The following is an 18,726-nucleotide window of genomic DNA, read 5'->3' on the forward strand; positions in this document are numbered from 1 at the left end:
GCCCGGGAGGTCCTCTGTCAGGACCTCCCGGGCAGTTTGTGCAGAGGAGAGGGGTTTGAGGTTACTGACCGAAGTTTTCGGTCCAGTAGTTGTTGGCGCCGGTGATGTTGCCGTCCTCGTCGTAGAGGTAGAAACCCTTGCGGTCGGCAACACCGCTGAAGCCAGCTTCGAGAGCTTCCTTGAGCTTGGCACCGAACTCGCGCACGGTCTCGTCGTCACTCGCTGAGGCAATATGGGAGGCGACGTTGAAGCCCACAGTGTCATAGGCGGCGAAGGGGCCGGACTTGGTACCGGTGGCGATAGTCCATGCCTTATCGATTTCCTCGGGGGTGCCTACGCCATTGACGTAGAGCTTTGCACCGGCATCGAGCCAGGGAATGAGCAGGGAGTTCAGCAGGTAGCCGGGCTGTTCCTTGCGGACGTAGACGGGAACCATGCCGGTTTCTTCGGCGTAGCGGATGGCGTCCTTGATGTTCTCTTCATCGGTCTTGGCGGTGCCCATAATCTCTGCGGTGTTGCGGATCCAGACGCGGTTGGCGTAGTGGATAGCCAGGAAGCGGTCGGTGTGGCCGCTGGCGTCTGCAAAGTCAGAGGGCAGCAGGGACGAGGTGTTGGTGGCAAGCAGAGTGCGCTCGTCAGCCAGCTCCCCTACCTTAGCCCAGGTTTCGCGCTTGAGGTCGAGGTTTTCAGGCACAGCCTCGATGACGATATCAACGTCGCCGACCGCTTCTTTGAGGTCACTGGTGGGGACGATGCGGGCGATGGCTTCGTCGAACTTTTCGGGGGTGTAGTCGGGAAGGTCCTGTTCGTAGCCCTGACGGATCCAGGTCCAGCGGTCGGTTAGTTTTTCGAGGGCTTCGGGGAAGGCATCGTAGGCAAAGACCTTCTTGCCGTGCCAGGCTGCCTGCATGATGATTTGTGAGCCCAGGACGCCGGTGCCCAGAACAGCTACGGTCTTGAATTCGCGTGACATGGTCATCTTTTCCTTCGAAGTTGTATTTCATTGATGTAATAAATGCTACGTCCACTTATCCCAAAAGGGAAACTTTACAAGGAAAATATTAAGAAGTGTGTCGGGCACCATCGAACACAGAATGCCACCGACCCCACAGGCACACCCGCCCTCCCCGCGACACCTTCCAGCGCAGTAACATCCTCCACCAGAAGCCCAAAATATGCCCACTTGGCCCATAAAAACCCCTCACCTGTTTCACCAAGCGAGGGGCTGTTATGTGCGCCTTGTGGGGCTAGAACCCACGACCCACGGATTAAAAATTCCAATCTACAGCCTCATGAATTGCAGTGAATATCTTCCGAAACATAGCAAGTTTCGCACGAGCACCCACCCTCTTCCACGGGCCACCCGTGCCCATTCATCATCTCGTTACCGTGAAACTCAGTATCTGGAGTCAGAGACGAGAACCGTTGAGTCTCCCACTCCCCCATCGACAGGCTCAAGCGCATAGACCAAAAGAATAATATATGATGCAAATCACTATAATGTGCTGCTATCTAGATATACTTCAGGGGCACCGTAGCCCAGCTATTTGGAGAAGTCATGATTGCTCAGAAGCTACGCAAAGCACTCGCTATTACCTGTATAGCGCTTGCCCATGTTGCCATCTCTCATCAGGTTGCTTTCGCTTTCCCATCACCTATTGCTGATCAGTCAGCGTCGACCACCAATCTTGAACTCGGTGAGTTAACCTCAGGTGTCGAAAGACATTTAGTCCCAACCAGTTCAGGTGTAGCATTCGATACAGAGGCAGCCCTAGCTGCTGGTGAACACAACCAAATTATCGAGGCTGGACAGAATTTTAATCGCATCCAGCAAGCCCAGAGTCACGATTCCTCACCGCAACCAGCTCACGCAAGCAACTCTTACAGTTCTGAACACTATGCACAACCGCAAGGTATTAAGATTCCAGTTTGGGGTAATTGGTGTGGCCCTGGGCATAGTGGTCCCGGCACCCCCGTAGATACACTTGATACACTTTGCATGCGCCATGACAAGTGCTACGCACAACGCGGCTATCTCAGTTGCTATTGCGATGCTCAACTCAAGGCAGAAATCGACCGTTTTTCCCACAGGATGGGAAGCAAAGAAAGGGCCATGGCAGCTGCCGTAAAGCTTGCTTTTATGCATCCGATATGCAACCCCTTTTCATAAGAAGCTACGAGAGCTAACCAGGAGTCAGTCATGAAATTGCAGGAGGGCACCTATCAGAAACTGGCTATAGCAATATTCATTCCTACGCTAGGTTGGTACATTGCGGTTTTCTTCATTGGAACCAATTCGCCACAGACAACTCTCATCACAGTAGTTGGTATTACCAGCCTCTTTTTGCTATCTGCCCTCTTATTCGCCCTAGGGCGGATGAATAAAACCGCTATCGCAGTTTTTCTTCTAGGTATCACAAGTATCCTTATTCTGTTTCTTGTAGTCGGTTTTATTGAATCCTTGCAAGGAATCACTTAAGCAACCTTGAAAGTGACCTGCCCAGAGTGAAGAAGCAGAGTAAAGAAAAGCCCCTCACCTGCCCTGCCAGGTGAGGGGTAATATGTGCGCCCTGTGGGGCTCGAACCCACGACCCACGGATTAAAAGTTTTCGCCTTGGTTGCCTCCAGAAACCTGAACAAGGATTCACTGCGCATGCTGGTTACTTTGATAAAACAGTAACCCCGGCGATGTGCAAGAGCAGGGATCGTTCCGGGGTTTTCACTCTTCAGTGTAATACTAGGAACCATGGGAGACAAGCAGGTATCAATAATAGACTTAGAGGTATGGTTCTCTGAGCCTCGACTTCATAAATACAGGATGTACCGGAGCCCTGAACAGGCCTACCAGTGGAACGCTCACATCACTAAGGAACTCCTTGTTGATATCGGCCACTTTGAGATTCTCCTGAGGAATGCAGTAGATAGAGCCCTCAACCACCATGAAAGATACGGCAAACACTGGTTTCAAAACCCTGCTCTACCGCTGAGTACTCAAGCCAAGAAAAGCGTAGACAAGGCAGTAGAACGCGCTACGAGACGTGGCACCAAGCCCCTAGAGGCTGGTCGGGTCATTGCAGAGCTACCCTTTGATTTCTGGAGATACCTGTTCTCCAAGTACTACCAAGCAACGGTCTGGCCAAAGTTTGTTGCTCGCCTTTCGAGAAAGGTTAGCAGAGTCGAGTTTGAGCGCCATCTCAACTTTGTGTATATCAACCGCAATCGTTTTTCCCACCATGAGCCAGTCATCAAGGGAAGCCACGAGGAAGATGTGGCATACGTACAGAGCTTACGAACTTCTATCTATTTCTTAGCATCGCTCATCTCAGACCGTGCTGCTCTATGGATTGAGCAGAACTCATCCGTCAATGAAGGGGTAAGGAAGCATCCAGATGCCAACTCATGAAAGCCACGCACAAGCTATCTCTGCCTACTCTGAGCAGGCGCAAGAGTACTCCACGGTCTTAGGGCATCTCAAAGTTACGAAGGAGCCTGACCGCAAGCTGATTAGTTCTTGGTCCAGCTCCGTAGCAGGAAGCATACTTGACCTTGGGTGCGGGCCTGGGCACTGGACAAACTATATCGCTTCGTTGGGCAAGAGCGTAAAAGGAATTGATCCTACTCCCCGTTTCATTGAAATTGCCTCTGCAAAGTTTCCCCATGAGCAGTTTGAGGTAGGAACAATTGCAGATGAGAGGGGAAATGAATACGGCGGCATTCTTGCTTGGTACTCGCTCATACATTGTTCCCCTGACGAACTCCTACAGGAACTTAAAGGTATTTGGTCAGCTCTTTCTGAAGGCAGTACCCTTCTGCTTGGATATTTTCGGGGAAGCTCCCTGGAAGCCTTTAACCACGCAATTGCCCCAGCCTGGTACTGGCCGGATAGTTTTATTACCGAGATTCTTAAACAGGTAGGGTTCCATATCCTTTATCAAGAGCATCGAGCTGATCTGAATGTTCGCCCTCATGGCGCAATAGTTGCCGCTAAAACAGAAACCAGTCTGTGAAAGGTACAAGTGAGGTCCCCAGGTACAAGTAGTATCTTGTACCTGGGGACCTCACTTGTACGTTAGGAACCCCGACAAGAATAAGCTTGTACCTACTCATCACCGAGTTTCCCCGAGTGGCCACTTTTGTACCGAAAATCAGAGAAAAACGGTATAAAAATGGCCACTCTGCAAATTTGTACACCTGGATATACACCCAGCATGTTTTAGAACCTGCTTTTCTGCCTATAACCCCAAATTCTTGTCAAACGATGGCTTCAGGAAAAATAAAACCCCGCTAGTTTCTTGCAAACAAAGGGAACCAACGGGGCTATACGATGTGCGCCCTGTGGGGCTCGAACCCACGACCCACGGATTAAAAGTTCCAATCTACAGCCAGGCAGCCCTAGTAACCTTCCTAATCCAAAGAAGCCTAGACAACACCTACAAAGACCCTAACAATCAGACCTGCAGCTGCCGCAGCCAGGATGCCGATCATCAGTAACCCGGTGGAGAAGAAGACGGTGTTCTGGTTGTCCCGGAAGACCACAACACCGAGGAAGGTCATCGTGCTGCCCGGTGGGCGGTCTGCAGCGACTCTGCCCACCTGGGCCCTCAACCCTGCTGTGGGGGTTACTCGTAGCGAAGCGAGCTGACCATCCCGGCTTCCATATGATAGGCGTTATGGCAGTGAAATGCCCACTCACCGGGGTTCTCAGCGATCAGGTCGGCGATCATGGTTTCACCCGGGCGGAGAAGGACGGTGTCCTTGCGTAGCCCGCCGCTGCCGGGCAGCGCCCACGTGTGGCCGTGGATGTGCATGGGATGGGGCATCATGGTCCTGTTGCGCATGACCATCCGCAGGCGCTGGCCCTCCTGCACGGTCGCGGAGGAGGATTGGCCGTCGGTGAGAATGCTCCATTCATACGGCATCATCTGCCCGCCCAGGTCGATGCTGACTTCTCGGTCTGGTGTGCCCTCGGGCAGGAGTGCACGGTCTGCTGGCTTCAGGGAGGACAGAAGCAGTCCGGTGGACGACAACTCGGGGAAGTCGACATCGGGGCGGGGGGCCTGACCGCCGGCGGTGCGGATGACAGCGAAGGCGCGGTCGTCCTTACCCACCGCCAAAGCCGTGAGCGGGAAGACACCGTCGCCGAGGATGACCTCGACGTCGACACGCTCGCCCATGGACAGGTAGATCGATTCGGTCTCCCAGGGCTGGACAGGGAAGCCGTCGGTGTGGGTGACGGTCATGCGGTGACCACCGAGGGCCACCTTGAAGATGGTGTCACCGCCGGAGTTGATAAACCGCAGACGGGCCTTGTCGCCCGGGCGAGCCTTGAAGGTCCGGTGAGCACGGGGGATACGTCCGTTGATGAGGTAGTGCGGATACATCACATCGCCGGCATCCCCGCCAAGTACCTGATCCGGGGTGCCGTGCATCATCTGGTCGTGACCTCCCATTCCCATTCCCATTCCCCCGTTATGGTCGCCCGAACCCATTCCGGTGAGCTTGTCGAGCTCATCGTCGGGAGTGCCCTGAATGCCATCGACCCAGTCGTCGAGCACGATGGTCCACTCGACGTCCTGGTCCTCAGCGTCTTGCGGGTCACGGATAATCAGTGGGGCGTGGAGGCCGCGATCAAGCTGCAGGCCGGTGTGGGAATGGTAGAAGTAGGTGCCACCGTGGGGGACTTCAAAGACATAGGAGAAAGACTCGCCAGGTTCAATGGGGTTCTGGGTCATGCCGGGCACACCGTCAGCTGCATTGTGGAGTGCGATGCCATGCCAGTGGATGGAGGTGCTCTCAGGCAGTTCATTGGTGATATCGACCTGGAGGACGTCGCCGGCGGTGGCCTCAATGGCCGCATTCCCGGTGTCAGAGACGTACCCCCACGTCTTGGCTTCGATGCCGCCGATATCCAGGGAGAGGGGCCGGGCGGTCAGTGTCCGGCGCACCGTCGGCTCACCGAGCGCAGTGGGGGTGGGAGTGGGGCGAAGGGAGGGACCTGATCCCGAGGCAGCGGGTCCAGGGGCGCTGGTGCAGGCGGTCAGGGCCCCGGTGCCGGCGAGGACGAGCCCCCCGAGCAGAAACTGTCGTCGGGAAGACGCGTTTGTCATGATTTAACCTTTCTTGGTGCAAGATTTCAGTGATACGGGAGATAGGCGCAGGTGAGGACCCTGCTGAGCCATCACGTCAGGCGCAGGTCTGTGACACAGGTGGCACCGTCGTCGGTGGTGGAAAACTCCGTGGTGCCGGTACGCCCCTGGTAGCTGACCTCAATCAGGCCGGTGGTATCATCAGGAAGCCAGAAGCCAATAAACCCATTATCGAAGGTGGTGGTCGCCTCATCCACCAGCACCTCACCGGTCGCCTCATCGGTGATCGTGACCTGGATATCCTCATTGTCGAGCTCCCCCAGGCAGGTTGTGAGGCTGTGGTAGAAGCAGTCGTGGGTGGAGGTGAGATAGGGTGCGATCGAGACATACGTCTGATTGTCGGGAAGATCGACCACGACTTCCTGGTCATCGCTCGAGAGCAGCAGTTCATCGGCACGCACTGAGGCAATCAGATCCGTGGGACGCTCAGTGACCTTCTGCCGGTCGAGGTGATCAATGATCTCCACCGCGTCCATGTCGGCCAGGCCATGGGTAGTCAGGAATGTATCCTGGGACACTGTCCCGTCGGCGGTGGGTTCCGGGTCGGCGGCCGAACACCCCGTGAGGGCGAGGGCAAGGGCGGCGGCTGCGATCGTTGCTCGTTTCACGTCAATCTCCTTGGATCGTGGTAAGACCGTGAGAAGACACCGTCTCAAGGTCGATGCCATACCTTATGTCTAACACGGGCGCCTGACGGACTAGAAATCAAAAACCCTGCTCACAGCACTATGACAGGGCGAAAAGGGGGTGAATTCGGTGGGCTGGGTCACCACCCCACAGCCGTGGGCGATGTCCTTCTACCCGCCCCGGGTATGCGGTGCAGGCAGTGAAATCCCTGGTGGCGCCTGCTGAACCTACCAGTGGAGGCGATGCCGCCGGCCCGGGGTGGGGCACAGGGGTGACGGCGGTCGAAGGGTGATGTTTGAAGATTTGATGAAGATTTCCCCGCCGGGCACTGAGCGAGGGTGGTATTCCCCCCTGGCCGGAGCGATACTGGGGTCTATGGCTGACTACACACCGACCACCGCCACGCCCCCGGGGCGGGTGCTGGTCGTCGATGATGAACAACCCCTGGCTCAGATGGTGGCCTCCTACCTCATCCGGGCCGGCTTCGATACCCGCCAGGCTCACACCGGCACCCAGGCCGTGGACGAGGCCCGTCGCTTTTCCCCCGATGTTGTGGTGCTGGATCTGGGGCTACCCGAACTCGACGGCCTGGAGGTGTGCCGACGGATTCGCACCTTCTCGGACTGCTACATCCTCATGCTCACCGCGCGTGGCAGCGAGGACGACAAGATCAGCGGTTTGACCCTGGGGGCGGATGACTACATCACCAAACCTTTTAGCATCCGGGAACTGGTGACCCGGGTGCATGCGGTGCTGCGCCGCCCGCGCACCAGCACCACCCCACCGCAGGTGACCACCCCCTTGATCGTTGGTGACCTCATCCTTGACCCCGTCGCCCATCAGGTGCGGGTGGGGGAGACGACCGTGGAGCTCACCCGCACGGAGTTCGAGCTGCTGGTTGCCCTGGCTCTGCGCCCCGGCCAGGTGCTGACCCGCCACGACCTGGTCACCGAGGTCTGGGACACCACCTGGGTCGGTGATGAACGCATCGTCGATGTCCACATCGGCAACTTGCGTCGCAAGCTCGGCACCGACACCCGGGGCCGGGGGTTTATCGACACCGTGCGTGGCGTGGGCTACCGGGTGGGGCAGCCATGAATCACGGACCCGGCCTGACCTTCCGCTTCCTGGCCGCCCAGGTGTTGGTCGTGGTGATTAGCCTGCTGGTGGCTGCGGCCGTGGCCACGATGGTGGGCCCGACCCTGTTCCATGATCATATGTTGATGACCGACCAGGAGGACCCCTCGCTGGAGCTGCTCCATGCCGAGCAGGCCTACCGGGACGCCAGCCTGATCACCCTGGCCGTCGCCCTGCCCACCGCCTTGATCAGCGCCCTGCTGGCCAGCCTGTGGTTGTCGCGTCGCCTGCGCACCCCCCTGCAGAATCTCACCCGCGCCGCTACCAGCCTGACGGCCGGCAACTACCGTATCCACGTGCCCGCCGGAGAAGCAGGCCCCGAGGTCACCACCCTGGCGCATGCCTTCAACACCATGGCCGACCGGCTGGAACACACCGAACAGGTCCGCCGCCAGATGCTCTCTGATCTAGCCCACGAAATGGGCACCCCCTTATCGGTGCTCACGGTCTACCTCGATGGCCTCCAGGACGGGGTTGTGGACTGGAATAATGCCACCCACACGATTATGGCTGATCAACTCGCCCGCCTGACCCGGTTGATGGAAGACATCGACGATGTCTCCCGGGCCCAGGAACACCGGATCGATTTGGACCTGGCGGAGGAAGGGCTCGGGGATCTGCTCCATACCGCCGCTGCTGCCGCGGGGGAAGCTTATGCTGACAAAGGCGTCGATTTACAGGTCGAGACCATTACGGACACCGCCCGGGTGCTCGTGGACCGGCAACGCTTCGGCCAGGTGATGAGCAATCTCCTGTCGAACGCGCTACGGCACACCCCGGCCGGCGGGCAGGTCCGGATCAGCGTCCACCGACAGGGGGCATCCACCGCGCTCATCCACGTCGCCGATGACGGCGAGGGCATCCCACCTGGCCAGCTCGGACACATCTTCGAACGCTTCTACCGGGGGGATGCCGCCCGTAGCCGGGACAACGGCGGGGCCGGTATCGGTCTGACCATCTCCAAGGCATTGATCGAGGCCCACGGCGGCACTCTCACCGCCATCTCCCCCGGACCCGGTCGCGGAGCGGTGTTTACCCTCCGCCTCCCGCTGTCCCCTCCCGGCAGTGAGGAGGCTGCTCGGTGACCGTACCCTGCCCCGCGTGAGGGCCGTACCCTCCACCCCTTCCAAATATACCCCCCTGGGGTATATGCTAGAGAGTAGCATCGCCGCATCCCGCCAACCCGTAGGAGCTTTCCCATGACCACCTCCCCGCCCCGCCTCTTGCCGATGGCCTCCCACGGCTGCAGCTGTTGCGGGCCTGCCTCACGTACCGACACCACCTCCATCCCTGCCGCCAGCGACTCGTCAGCAGGAGGGTCCTCCCCTAGCTACCAGGTCACCGGCCTGACCTGCGGGCACTGCGCGAAAAGCGTGATCCAGGCCCTTCAGGCCCTTCCCCAGGTCGACGACGTCCAGGTTGATCTCGCTACTGGTGGTGTTTCCACCGTCACGGTCACCGGTGTCGTACCTCCGGAGATGGTTCGCCGGGCCATCGAGGAGGCCGGCTACGCCGTCTTATCCTGATCAGTTTTACCAATCACCTCAACCCCGACCGGGTTGAGCGGAAGGAACCTAATGAGCACTCCCCACCATTCCGGTAATCACCATGGTGATCACCCCGCTCCGGAAACAGACCACACCCACCACCCGGATTATGCCAGCCACGAGCACCACGCAGATGCTGACACCCATGGCCAGGCGACGCCCCACGATCACCCGCACTCCGTCCTGGACGAAGACCACCACGTTCATGGTCACGGCGAACACGCCGGGCACAGCACCGCAATGTTTCGGGACCGCTTCTGGTGGTCACTGATTCTGTCCATTCCCGTCGTTATTTTCAGCCCCATGGTCGCCCACCTGCTCGGCTACCACCTCCCGGCATTCCCCGGATCCACCTGGATCCCCCCGGTACTGGGCACGATTATCTTCGTCTACGGCGGGACGCCTTTCCTCAAGGGCGGATGGACGGAACTGAAATCCCGCCAACCCGGGATGATGCTCCTGATTGCCATGGCCATCACCGTGGCGTTTGTCGCCTCCTGGGTCACCACTCTGGGGCTGGGCGGTTTTGACATGGACTTCTGGTGGGAGCTGGCCCTGCTGGTGACCATCATGCTGCTGGGCCACTGGCTGGAGATGCGCGCTCTCGGGGCCGCGTCCTCCGCGCTTGACGCGCTGGCTGCCCTGCTGCCGGATGAGGCCGAGAAAGTCATCGACGGGACCACCCGCACCGTAGCCATCTCCGAGCTGGTCGTCGACGACGTCGTGCTGGTGAGGGCTGGTGCCCGGGTGCCGGCCGACGGAACCATCCTCGACGGAGCCGCCGAATTCGATGAGGCGATGATCACCGGCGAATCCCGCCCCGTCTTCCGCGACACCGGTGACAAGGTGGTCGCCGGTACCGTGGCCACCGACAACACCGTCCGCATCCGTGTGGAGGCTACCGGCGGGGACACCACCCTGGCCGGGATCCAACGCATGGTTGCCGACGCCCAGGAGTCCTCCTCCCGGGCCCAGGCCCTGGCGGATCGGGCGGCGGCGTTGTTGTTCTGGTTCGCGCTGATCTCCGCTCTGATCACCGCGGTGGTGTGGACCATCATCGGCAGCCCGGACGATGCCGTGGTGCGCACAGTCACGGTGCTGGTCATCGCCTGTCCGCACGCCCTGGGCCTGGCGATTCCGCTGGTCATTGCGATCTCCAGCGAGCGGGCCGCGAAATCCGGGGTGCTCATCAAGGACCGGATGGCGCTCGAGCGGATGCGCACCATCGACGTGGTGCTCTTCGACAAAACCGGCACCCTGACCGAGGGTGCGCACGCGGTCACCGGTGTCGCGGCAGCTGTCGGCGTCACCGAGGGCGAGCTGCTGGCCCTGGCCGCCGCCGCGGAGGCCGACAGCGAGCACCCCGTGGCCCGCGCCATCGTGGCGGCCGCAGCCACCCATCCCGAGGCCTCCCGTCGGCAAATCCGTGCAACTGGTTTCAGCGCCGCCTCCGGCCGGGGGGTCCGAGCCACTGTCGATGGCGCTGAGATTCGCGTGGGCGGGCCGAACATGCTGCGCGAGTTCAACCTCACCGCCCCGGCCGAACTCACCGACACCACCAGCGCCTGGACCGGGCGCGGGGCCGGTGTGCTCCATATTGTCCGCGACGGTCAGATCATCGGCGCGGTGGCCGTCGAGGACAAGATCCGCCCCGAATCCCGCGCCGCCGTGCAAGCCCTGCAGGACCGCGGGGTGAAGGTCGCAATGATCACCGGTGACGCGCAGCAGGTGGCCCAGGCAGTTGGCCAGGACCTGGGGATCGATGAGGTCTTCGCCGAGGTCCTGCCCCAGGACAAGGACACCAAGGTCACCCAGTTACAGGAGCGTGGCCTGAGCGTGGCCATGGTCGGCGACGGTGTCAACGACGCCCCGGCCCTGGCCCGCGCCGAGGTCGGCATCGCCATCGGGGCCGGCACGGATGTGGCGATGGAATCCGCCGGAGTGGTCCTGGCCAGTGACGATCCCCGGGCAGTGTTGTCAATGATTGAGCTCTCGCGGGCCAGCTACCGCAAGATGATCCAGAACCTGATCTGGGCCTCTGGCTACAACATCCTCGCCGTGCCGCTGGCCGCCGGAGTGCTCGCCTCGATCGGGTTCGTGCTGTCCCCGGCCGTGGGCGCGATCTTGATGTCTGCCTCGACCATCGTGGTGGCCCTGAACGCCCAGCTGTTGCGCCGGATTGATCTGGACCCGGCCCACCTGGCTCCCACCAGTCCGAAGGAGGAACACACCACGCCTACTCCGGCATCCACTGCCGTCCACTGATTCACCATTTCTCTCCACTGCCCCATATGACACTGAAAGGCTCCACCATGAAGCGCACCCTTGTTCTTTCCACTCTCGCCGTGGCCTCCACCCTGGCGCTGGCCGCCTGCGGTGAGGCCACCGACGCCACCACCGACGCCACCACCTCTGCCACCAGCACTACAACGACTACACCTGAGACAACCGAGACCACCACGGCGACGACTGAGGCGGACGGGGAGATCTCCGCCGATCACAACGACGCGGACATCATGTTTGCCCAGATGATGATCCCCCATCACCAGCAGGCCGTGGAGATGAGTGAGATGCTCCTGGCCAAGGAGGGTATCCCCGCCCAGGTCGTGGAGTTTGCCCAGGGGGTTATTGACGCCCAGGGACCGGAGATTGACCGGATGAACGCCATGCTCGAGGCCTGGGACCAGCAGCCGGTCACCGACTCTGGTGGCATGGATCATGGCAAGATGAGTGGCATGGATCACGGCGAGATGGGTGGCATGAGCGGGATGATGAGCCAGGAGGACATGACAGCCCTTGAGGAAGCCCAAGGCACCGAGGCTGCTCGCCTCTACCTGGAGCAGATGACCACCCACCACGAAGGTGCGGTCGACATGGCCCGTGACGAGGTTGCTGACGGCCAGAATCCCCATGCGATCACCCTGGCCGAACAGGTTATCAGCGACCAGGAGGCCGAGATCGCCCAGATGAAGCAGATGCTCACTGGCCTATGACAGGTGCCCGTCTTTTTCTGATCCCGAGGACAGGAATCTGAAAAAGAGGGATAACCGTGACGATTGCCACCTGTTGCGGGCGATGGGTCGTTGTCACCGCAGCAGGTGCACCGGGGTGGATGTTTCTTCTCCCTCTGGTCGCACCACTGAGGAAAGGGGTAAGCTCCTGTGTCCAGACCCTTGGAGGACTACGCATTATTGTCCGATACTCACACGGCCGCCCTGGTCTGCCGGCAGGGCAACATTGATTGGTTGTGTCTGCCGTGCTTTGACTCCCAGGCGGCCTTTTCCGCTCTTCTCGGCGACCATCGTGATGGTCCTGGCTAGTAGATGTGCCCGGGGGTTGTCCCGCCGGGCTTTTCCTCATAGCCTCATCCGCCCGCGTCTTATAGGCTGTGAGACAATCTAGTATTGAAACAGACTTTTAAGCACCGTCGCTCAATGTGTCAAAAACGACCGTTCTTGACCAAGCAACCAAAAACCGGGAATCCCCGGCATATGACTGTTAGTTTCAATTGGCGGTTCATCACCGTTAAAAATGGCGCATCGCACAGCACGATTCACTTTAGTTCTAAATGGTTGAAGGCGGGGTGCTAATTTCCTGGTGGAAATAGTGCCCGTTACCTTCAACAGCAACGAAACCAGCGCTAATGTAGGACGTTGCCAGGCTGCTGTGTGAGCTGCTTGCGGTGGACGCGGGAAATACGAAGTCCGTTGGCAATCACGATGACTTCTGCGACCTCGTGAACCAGCACTACCGCGGCCAATCCCAGCACTCCGGTAATAGCCAAGGGCAACAGGACAACGATGATCGCCATTGACAGGACGATGTTCTGATTCATGATCGCCCGGCCCCGTCGGGCATGGGACAAGGCTTGCGGAATCAGTCTCAAATCATGGCCGGTGAAGGCTACGTCGGCTGATTCTATGGCGGCATCGGCACCGGTAGCGCCCATCGCAATCCCCACAGTAGCGCTAGCCAAGGCAGGGGCATCGTTGATCCCGTCACCGATCATCCCTGTAGGAACCTGCTGCACCGACGAAGCGAGTTCACGGGCCTTGTCTTCAGGTCGCAGTTCGGCATGAACGGTGCCTATACCGGCGATTGAAGCCAGCGCGTGGGCAGTACGGGAGTTATCGCCGGTGAGCATCACCACGTCGATTCCCTGGTTATGCAGGTCTCGAATTGCCTCGGCCGCTTCAGGGCGTAGTTCATCGCGCACGCCGATCACGCCAATGACCTGCTCTGCACGAGTGACCATGACGCAGGTTTGCCCGGAGGCTTCCATAGATTCAACAGCGGAAGCAAGCGATCCTGGGGCAATCCATCGAGGACTACCGACCCCGACCTGAACACCATCCAGGACGCCGGTAATGCCGTGTCCTGGCTCTTCGTTAACCGCCGTTGCCTCCGGGATCGCGGGTACTGCTGAGGTGATGGCCGTAGCTAGAGGGTGGGTGCTGTGCTGTTCCAGGGCGGCGGCAACGGCGAGCACCTCATCGCGGGTCGCATCATCAACAGTCTGGACTTGCGTGACCACTGGCTGATTGCGTGTGAGTGTTCCAGTTTTATCTACCGCGATGCGGCGCAGGGAACCAAGCCGTTCGAAGGCTGCTCCGCTTTTGATGATGACACCGAATTTGCTGGCAGCTCCGATGGCGGAAACAACGGTGACAGGAACGGCGATGGCCATCGCGCAAGGCGAGGCTGCGACCAGCACGATCAGTGCGCGTGTGATCCATGTTTCGGGATCGCCGAAGATCGCTCCAAGCACAGCGACCAGTACTGCCAGGACGATGACACCGGGAACCAGCGGGCGGGCAATGCGGTCAGCGAGCCGTGCCCGTTCGCCACGTTCCGACTGGGCTTGCTCGACTAGGCTCACCAACGTGGTCAGGGAGTTGTCCGTGCCGTTCGCCGTTGCAGTGACTACTAGAGCGCCGGATAAATTGATGGAACCAGCAGCAACCTGGTCACCCACGGTTACTCCCATGGGAATTGATTCCCCCGTGATAGCGGAGGTGTCTAAGCTGCTTGAGCCTTGGCTGACCACGCCATCGGTTGCCAAGCGTTCACCAGGCTTCACGCGCAGTGAATCGCCAATCTTGATCTCTGCTGCACTGACCGCGACCGGTGCGCCGTCACGGATAACGGTGGCCGTTTCAGGGACGAGCTTCAACAAAGAGCGCAGGCCCGAGCGTGCCCTGTCCATGGCTTTGTCTTCCAGGGCTTCGGCAATGGAATACAGGAACGCCAGGGCTGCGGCTTCCTCGACATAGCCGAGGATGACCGCACCGGTGGCGCTGATGGTCATTAGCAGCCCAATGCCGAGTTTCCGTTTCGTGAACAGGTTTCGCAGGGCGCCGGGCACAAAGGTAAAAGCGCCTAGTAGCAGGCCGATCCAAAACAGCACCAAGGCCACGATGGCGGTGCTTTCGTCGTGGGTGCTCCATTCAAGGACAAGCCCAGTGAGGAAGAAAACACCTGAGGCTATGGGGACGAGCACATGCCAATCCCGCCACCAGGGCAGTTCCTCTTCGAATTCTTCGGTGGGTTCCGGTGAATCGCAACCGCAGGCGGAACTCATGCTTGCTCCTTGTGTTCTCGATCGGCGCTGGTGGCGCAGTCAGGGCAGGAAGAGTCCAGGCAAGGTACTTGATCATCGACGGCCAACGTCACCTCAACCAGGGCGCGCAGGGCGGTGGTGAGGTGAGGATCGGTGATTTCGTACCGGGTTTTGCGGCCTTCCATTTTCGCCACGACAATTCCGCACCCGCGCAGGCAGGTCAGATGGTTGGAAACGTTGGCGCGGCTCAGTCCCAGGGCCTGGGCAAGTTCCGCTGGGTATCCGGGTTCGTGCAGCAAGGACAGGAGGATGCGTGACCGGGTGGGGTCGGCCATGGCGCGGCCAAGCCGGTTCATCGCATCGATCCGCGACTCAATGTTCATCATGCGATGTACTATACAGTATTTGCTGTACTAGTTGCAGCGCCCAAAATTGATGGTTTTGGGGATGAATAATCGCGCCATTCGAGCTGGATGCTCGAATGGCGCGATTTTACTGGTGCTGGTTTCTCATAACTCTGTTTCGTTAGCTTATAGCTCAAAACCCTATGGTGGACCTTTTTGGACCGCTCGTTGCGGGATGACTCCTTCGGAAATGTTAGTAAGTTCCTCCGACTTCGCGGAATACTTGTTTCATGCTCTCTTTGGACGTTGATTCAGCGAGCCGAAGTTCCAGCCGGTCATCGCTCTGTCCGGAAAGTTGAATTGCTAACAGTTGCCCTGCCGAATCTTTGATGACAATCGAAGCTCGACGGAAATCAGCATCATGTTCCCGGACATATCGTGCGAGAGTAGACTATTTCGGAGCGGTGTCTGCCAATGTAGGACGAGTGCATTGAGCGCGGTATCTCAAGTATTACCGATACGGCGTCGCATGGTCTTGAGAAACATCAGAAGAGACGGGAATTGGAGGCCCGCAAAGGATAGAGGCAGCCATAATCTCAGGCTGCACAAGACTGAGAGCGATCAGAGCACTTCAATGTCGAACGTGTCCAAATGAGATAGGACTATAAAGAAGAATCCGCGTCTTTGATTCTTCGGTAAAGCGTCGCACGGGACATCCCCATATCCTTGGCAACTTGGGTTGCAGGTTTGCCGGCTTGGATGAGTTTGAATGCGGTGCGGATTTGGGATTCAGTGAAGGTGGAGCGTCGGCCACCGAGGTCGCCGCCGGTGGTGCGGCGTTTGGTGACGGAGTCGGTGATGCGTTCGCGTTTAATCTCTAGTTCCACTTGGGCCAGGGCTGCCATGACGGTGAAGACCATGGCGCCCATGGGTGTTTTAGTATCCACATCACCACCACCCAGGTTGAGCACGCGCAAACCGGTATTGCGATCTCGTAGTTCCTCGGCGAGTTCGAGTATTTTCTGGGTGGAGCGCTCGAGCCTGTCCAAAGTGGTGATCACGAGCGTGTCACCGGATGCAGTGCAGTCAGTGCTTTATCCAAGCCGGGTCGTTTGGCCAGTGCGCCGGAGAGGCCATGGTCGGTGTAGAGGTCATCGCGCCGTAGGGAGGCATGATGCCTAAGACATGGACAAGTGGCCCTGTTTCTGAATTTGAACTAGCTGTTGCAGGGGAGGTAAAGGCCTGGATGGGAAGACGTGGACTAAGTGCCCGTCAACTGGCAGACAAAATAGGCATGGCCCACTCTGCTTTGTCAAAGAGACTTCGAGGAGTAAGCGCGTTCACCATCAACGACTTAGGTGTGATTGCGGCACATATGGGAATCACCCTCGGACAGCTTCTTGGTCCTGTAGTTGATGTATCTCTTACCGTTGAAGATACAGAAAACCCCGCTCCGGTATCGCCGGAACGGGGTGAAACTGATGAAGATGTGCGCCCTGTGGGGCTCGAACCCACGACCCACGGATTAAAAGTCCGATGCTCTACCAACTGAGCTAAAGGCGCTCCGCTGAAAAAACTCAGCTCAACTAACTATACACCGCCTAACAAGAAGCACCAAAATACAGGGGCAGCCGAGCAATCTTCAGTGCTCCCCTCCTGCGGCGGTCGGGCCCAGCGTCCGAGCCAGAAGGTTTAATAGCTACCATGAATGCCCTTCTAGCCCACCCTGTAGCTCACTATGTGGTGGCTCTGACCCTCTTTGTCGGAGCTACCACTGCCTTGCTGGCCTACTTCAAGATTGACCTGCGCTGGCAGCCTTACATCACTATCGCCCGAGCCTGCCTACAGCTGGCAGTAATCGCCCTGCTCCTGCACGGCATCATGTCAGCCCCCTGGGCTCTTGCTCTCTTCCTTGTGCTGATGGTGGGCACTGCAACTCATGCCTCTGCCCGGCACGCCAAGAAACTCTACCGGGGCCGCACCGCCACCGCTCTAGCCATCACCTCAGGTGCAGGCCTGTCAACTGGGCTCATTTTTGCGCTTGGCCTAGTACCTTTCTCGGCGCAGAACCTCGTGGCGGTTGCTGGGATTATCATCGGCGGCACCATGACCATCACAACCCTCACTGCCCGCAACTTCGTCAGCCTGTCAGCTGCACGCTCCGGCGAAATAGAAGGCTGGTTGGCCCTCGGCGCCCCAAGCCCAATTGCTTTGAGAGACATTGCACAGGCCTCTATTGTTGAGGCGCTCACCCCGGGCCTAGACCAAACCCGGGCAACCGGGCTGGTGACCCTCCCCGGCACGTTCATCGGTGCCCTCATAGGCGGAGCCTCCCCCCTATTAGCTGCCCAGCTGCAGATAGCTGTGCTGGCAGGGCAGGCACTCGGCGGCACGGTTGCGTCACTCGTCCTCACCGCAATCGTGACGCGCACCCGCCAATTACCCCTGTAGCGCACCCGTCCCGTTCAAAATCGGTGGACGGGTTTACACTGGTAGACATGCCAGCAAACGCCAGGTTCCACCGCCCCGCCCGCTTCTCCACCGAAAAGTTTGAGCGCTTTACCGGCGGAACCAGCCCAGAAGATATGACAGCAGCAGCCCAGGCCTCAGCGAGGGCGCTCCTGGCCCGGGGGCGGGCCAATGAAGACCCCTCGGTGACTAAGCGCCTAGTGCACTACACCGACGAATTCGGCATCGACGCGGTCGCCGAGCTCTGGGCGAGTGCACCGGCTGTGACGGTGGCCGGGGCGCTGTGGCGTATCTATGCATTACGCGGAGTCATTCGCTCTAACCCGCAGCTCATGAGCCACTACTACGAGCGCGGCATGCACTCGTCTTTTCTAATGCAGGCTCTAGCAGGTGTACCCTCACCGCCAACTGCCGACGAGATAGTGGCTACCGTGGACGCGATTCTGGCCGGCGCCTACACCGGCGACTTTGATGTGGCCCTCAACCGGTTCGCGGCCTTCTGCCGGGTGCTGGCACTGGGCCAGGACGACATCGCCCTAGAACTGAGGCACGGGCAGGCCCTGAGCCCCTCCGGCATTGACAGCGAGAGAGGTTCCCCGGCGCACCTCCCCTCAGCGGAGGTGCGGGGTGAGGCCGCTACGCGGGCCCTGCGTCTTCGCGCAGCCGCCCGTAAGCTCACCGGCAGGGCTCGTGAACTTGAGGAGGCTGCCCTGCGCTGGCGGGCCGAGACTCTCGACTGACCGCGCCTCAGAAAACAACCTGACCAGACAAGATTCTTGCACAAAAATACTCTACAGGGTTGACAGCAGGGCACCGGAGGAGAATGATGGATACCAAGATGTCAGGCTGCTAATAGGTAGCCCCGGGCTCCAAATCTTTAGCCGCTTCGAGCGGCC

The 18,726-nt window shown here is 59.2% G+C and carries 18 protein-coding genes, 1 tRNA gene and 2 pseudogenes; 13 read left to right on the forward strand and 8 right to left on the reverse strand.

Annotated features, from left to right (window positions below; translation table 11 throughout):
• Positions 1 to 61: 61 nt before the first annotated feature.
• The gene (locus L6966_RS07350; protein ID WP_237224296.1) at positions 62 to 973 is read right to left on the reverse strand and encodes a 3-hydroxyacyl-CoA dehydrogenase NAD-binding domain-containing protein; all 912 of its coding nucleotides are present in this window, start codon (positions 971 to 973) and stop codon (positions 62 to 64) included.
• A 585-nt stretch (positions 974 to 1,558) separates the two neighbouring features.
• Between L6966_RS07350 and L6966_RS07355 the strand changes: the two genes are divergently transcribed.
• From L6966_RS07355 to L6966_RS07370, 4 genes are all read left to right on the forward strand, one after another.
• Positions 1,559 to 2,170 (forward strand): phospholipase A2 family protein, encoded by a 612-nt coding sequence (locus L6966_RS07355; protein ID WP_237224295.1) that lies wholly within the window; start codon positions 1,559 to 1,561, stop codon positions 2,168 to 2,170.
• A 30-nt stretch (positions 2,171 to 2,200) separates the two neighbouring features.
• The gene (locus L6966_RS07360; RefSeq protein ID WP_237224294.1) at positions 2,201 to 2,479 is read left to right on the forward strand and encodes a hypothetical protein; all 279 of its coding nucleotides are present in this window, start codon (positions 2,201 to 2,203) and stop codon (positions 2,477 to 2,479) included.
• Between the two features lie 267 nt (positions 2,480 to 2,746).
• A complete protein-coding gene (locus tag L6966_RS07365; RefSeq protein ID WP_237224293.1) occupies positions 2,747 to 3,403 on the forward strand; it encodes a hypothetical protein in 657 nt (218 codons plus the stop codon).
• A complete protein-coding gene (locus tag L6966_RS07370) occupies positions 3,390 to 4,007 on the forward strand; it encodes a class I SAM-dependent methyltransferase (RefSeq protein WP_237224292.1) in 618 nt (205 codons plus the stop codon). The genes L6966_RS07365 and L6966_RS07370 overlap by 14 nt, the downstream gene beginning before the upstream one ends.
• Positions 4,008 to 4,419: 412 nt before the next feature.
• Here the strand turns inward: L6966_RS07370 and L6966_RS07375 are convergent, their stop codons facing one another.
• From L6966_RS07375 to L6966_RS07385, 3 genes are all read right to left on the reverse strand, one after another.
• Positions 4,420 to 4,593, reverse strand: a complete 174-nt coding sequence (locus L6966_RS07375; protein WP_237224291.1) for a hypothetical protein — start codon at positions 4,591 to 4,593, stop codon at positions 4,420 to 4,422.
• 26 nt (positions 4,594 to 4,619) lie between these two features.
• Complete coding sequence (locus L6966_RS07380) at positions 4,620 to 6,107, reverse strand: multicopper oxidase family protein (RefSeq protein ID WP_237224290.1); 1,488 nt, start codon at positions 6,105 to 6,107, stop codon at positions 4,620 to 4,622.
• A gap of 71 nt (positions 6,108 to 6,178) precedes the next feature.
• On the reverse strand, positions 6,179 to 6,754 hold the full coding sequence (locus tag L6966_RS07385; protein WP_083092130.1) for a CueP family metal-binding protein: 576 nt from the start codon (positions 6,752 to 6,754) through the stop codon (positions 6,179 to 6,181).
• Between the two features lie 394 nt (positions 6,755 to 7,148).
• Between L6966_RS07385 and L6966_RS07390 the strand changes: the two genes are divergently transcribed.
• The 6 genes from L6966_RS07390 (at position 7,149) to L6966_RS07415 (ending at position 12,777) form a co-directional block, all read left to right on the forward strand.
• On the forward strand, positions 7,149 to 7,871 hold the full coding sequence (locus tag L6966_RS07390) for a response regulator transcription factor (protein ID WP_143539176.1): 723 nt from the start codon (positions 7,149 to 7,151) through the stop codon (positions 7,869 to 7,871).
• Positions 7,868 to 8,995: a sensor histidine kinase gene (locus tag L6966_RS07395; protein WP_237233142.1), complete on the forward strand. Its 1,128-nt coding sequence runs from the start codon at positions 7,868 to 7,870 to the stop codon at positions 8,993 to 8,995. The genes L6966_RS07390 and L6966_RS07395 overlap by 4 nt, the downstream gene beginning before the upstream one ends.
• A gap of 114 nt (positions 8,996 to 9,109) precedes the next feature.
• Positions 9,110 to 9,436, forward strand: a complete 327-nt coding sequence (locus L6966_RS07400) for a heavy-metal-associated domain-containing protein (RefSeq protein WP_237199742.1) — start codon at positions 9,110 to 9,112, stop codon at positions 9,434 to 9,436.
• A 51-nt stretch (positions 9,437 to 9,487) separates the two neighbouring features.
• The gene (locus L6966_RS07405) at positions 9,488 to 11,722 is read left to right on the forward strand and encodes a copper-translocating P-type ATPase (protein ID WP_419721886.1); all 2,235 of its coding nucleotides are present in this window, start codon (positions 9,488 to 9,490) and stop codon (positions 11,720 to 11,722) included.
• Positions 11,723 to 11,769: 47 nt separating this feature from the next.
• Positions 11,770 to 12,450, forward strand: coding sequence for a DUF305 domain-containing protein (locus L6966_RS07410; protein ID WP_237233143.1), 681 nt, complete (start codon positions 11,770 to 11,772; stop codon positions 12,448 to 12,450).
• Between the two features lie 168 nt (positions 12,451 to 12,618).
• Positions 12,619 to 12,777, forward strand: coding sequence for a trehalase-like domain-containing protein (locus L6966_RS07415; RefSeq protein ID WP_219336360.1), 159 nt, complete (start codon positions 12,619 to 12,621; stop codon positions 12,775 to 12,777).
• Positions 12,778 to 13,097: 320 nt separating this feature from the next.
• On the opposite strand, the gene L6966_RS07420 is transcribed toward L6966_RS07415, so the two are convergent.
• The 3 genes and pseudogenes from L6966_RS07420 to L6966_RS07430 form a co-directional block, all read right to left on the reverse strand.
• Complete coding sequence (locus L6966_RS07420; RefSeq protein WP_237233144.1) at positions 13,098 to 15,038, reverse strand: heavy metal translocating P-type ATPase; 1,941 nt, start codon at positions 15,036 to 15,038, stop codon at positions 13,098 to 13,100.
• Positions 15,035 to 15,403, reverse strand: a complete 369-nt coding sequence (cmtR, locus tag L6966_RS07425) for a Cd(II)/Pb(II)-sensing metalloregulatory transcriptional regulator CmtR (RefSeq protein ID WP_237224287.1) — start codon at positions 15,401 to 15,403, stop codon at positions 15,035 to 15,037. The genes L6966_RS07420 and cmtR overlap by 4 nt, the downstream gene beginning before the upstream one ends.
• 620 nt (positions 15,404 to 16,023) lie before the next feature.
• A pseudogene (locus L6966_RS07430) lies at positions 16,024 to 16,532 on the reverse strand (recombinase family protein); the annotation flags it as partial.
• A gap of 75 nt (positions 16,533 to 16,607) precedes the next feature.
• Here L6966_RS07430 and L6966_RS12215 point away from each other — a divergent pair.
• Positions 16,608 to 16,745, forward strand: a pseudogene (locus L6966_RS12215) (helix-turn-helix domain-containing protein); the annotation flags it as partial.
• Between the two features lie 106 nt (positions 16,746 to 16,851).
• On the opposite strand, the gene L6966_RS07435 reads toward L6966_RS12215, so the two are convergent.
• Positions 16,852 to 16,924, reverse strand: a tRNA-Lys gene (locus tag L6966_RS07435).
• Between the two features lie 141 nt (positions 16,925 to 17,065).
• On the opposite strand from L6966_RS07435, the gene L6966_RS07440 reads away from it, so the two are divergent.
• Together L6966_RS07440 and L6966_RS07445 are read left to right on the forward strand one after the other, a co-directional pair.
• Positions 17,066 to 17,812 (forward strand): ABC transporter permease, encoded by a 747-nt coding sequence (locus tag L6966_RS07440; protein ID WP_237233145.1) that lies wholly within the window; start codon positions 17,066 to 17,068, stop codon positions 17,810 to 17,812.
• Between the two features lie 47 nt (positions 17,813 to 17,859).
• Positions 17,860 to 18,570 (forward strand): histone acetyltransferase, encoded by a 711-nt coding sequence (locus L6966_RS07445; protein ID WP_237224285.1) that lies wholly within the window; start codon positions 17,860 to 17,862, stop codon positions 18,568 to 18,570.
• Positions 18,571 to 18,726 lie beyond the last annotated feature (156 nt).

This window comes from Rothia nasisuis, from assembly GCF_928381405.1.
Taxonomy (GTDB): domain Bacteria; phylum Actinomycetota; class Actinomycetes; order Actinomycetales; family Micrococcaceae; genus Rothia; species Rothia nasisuis.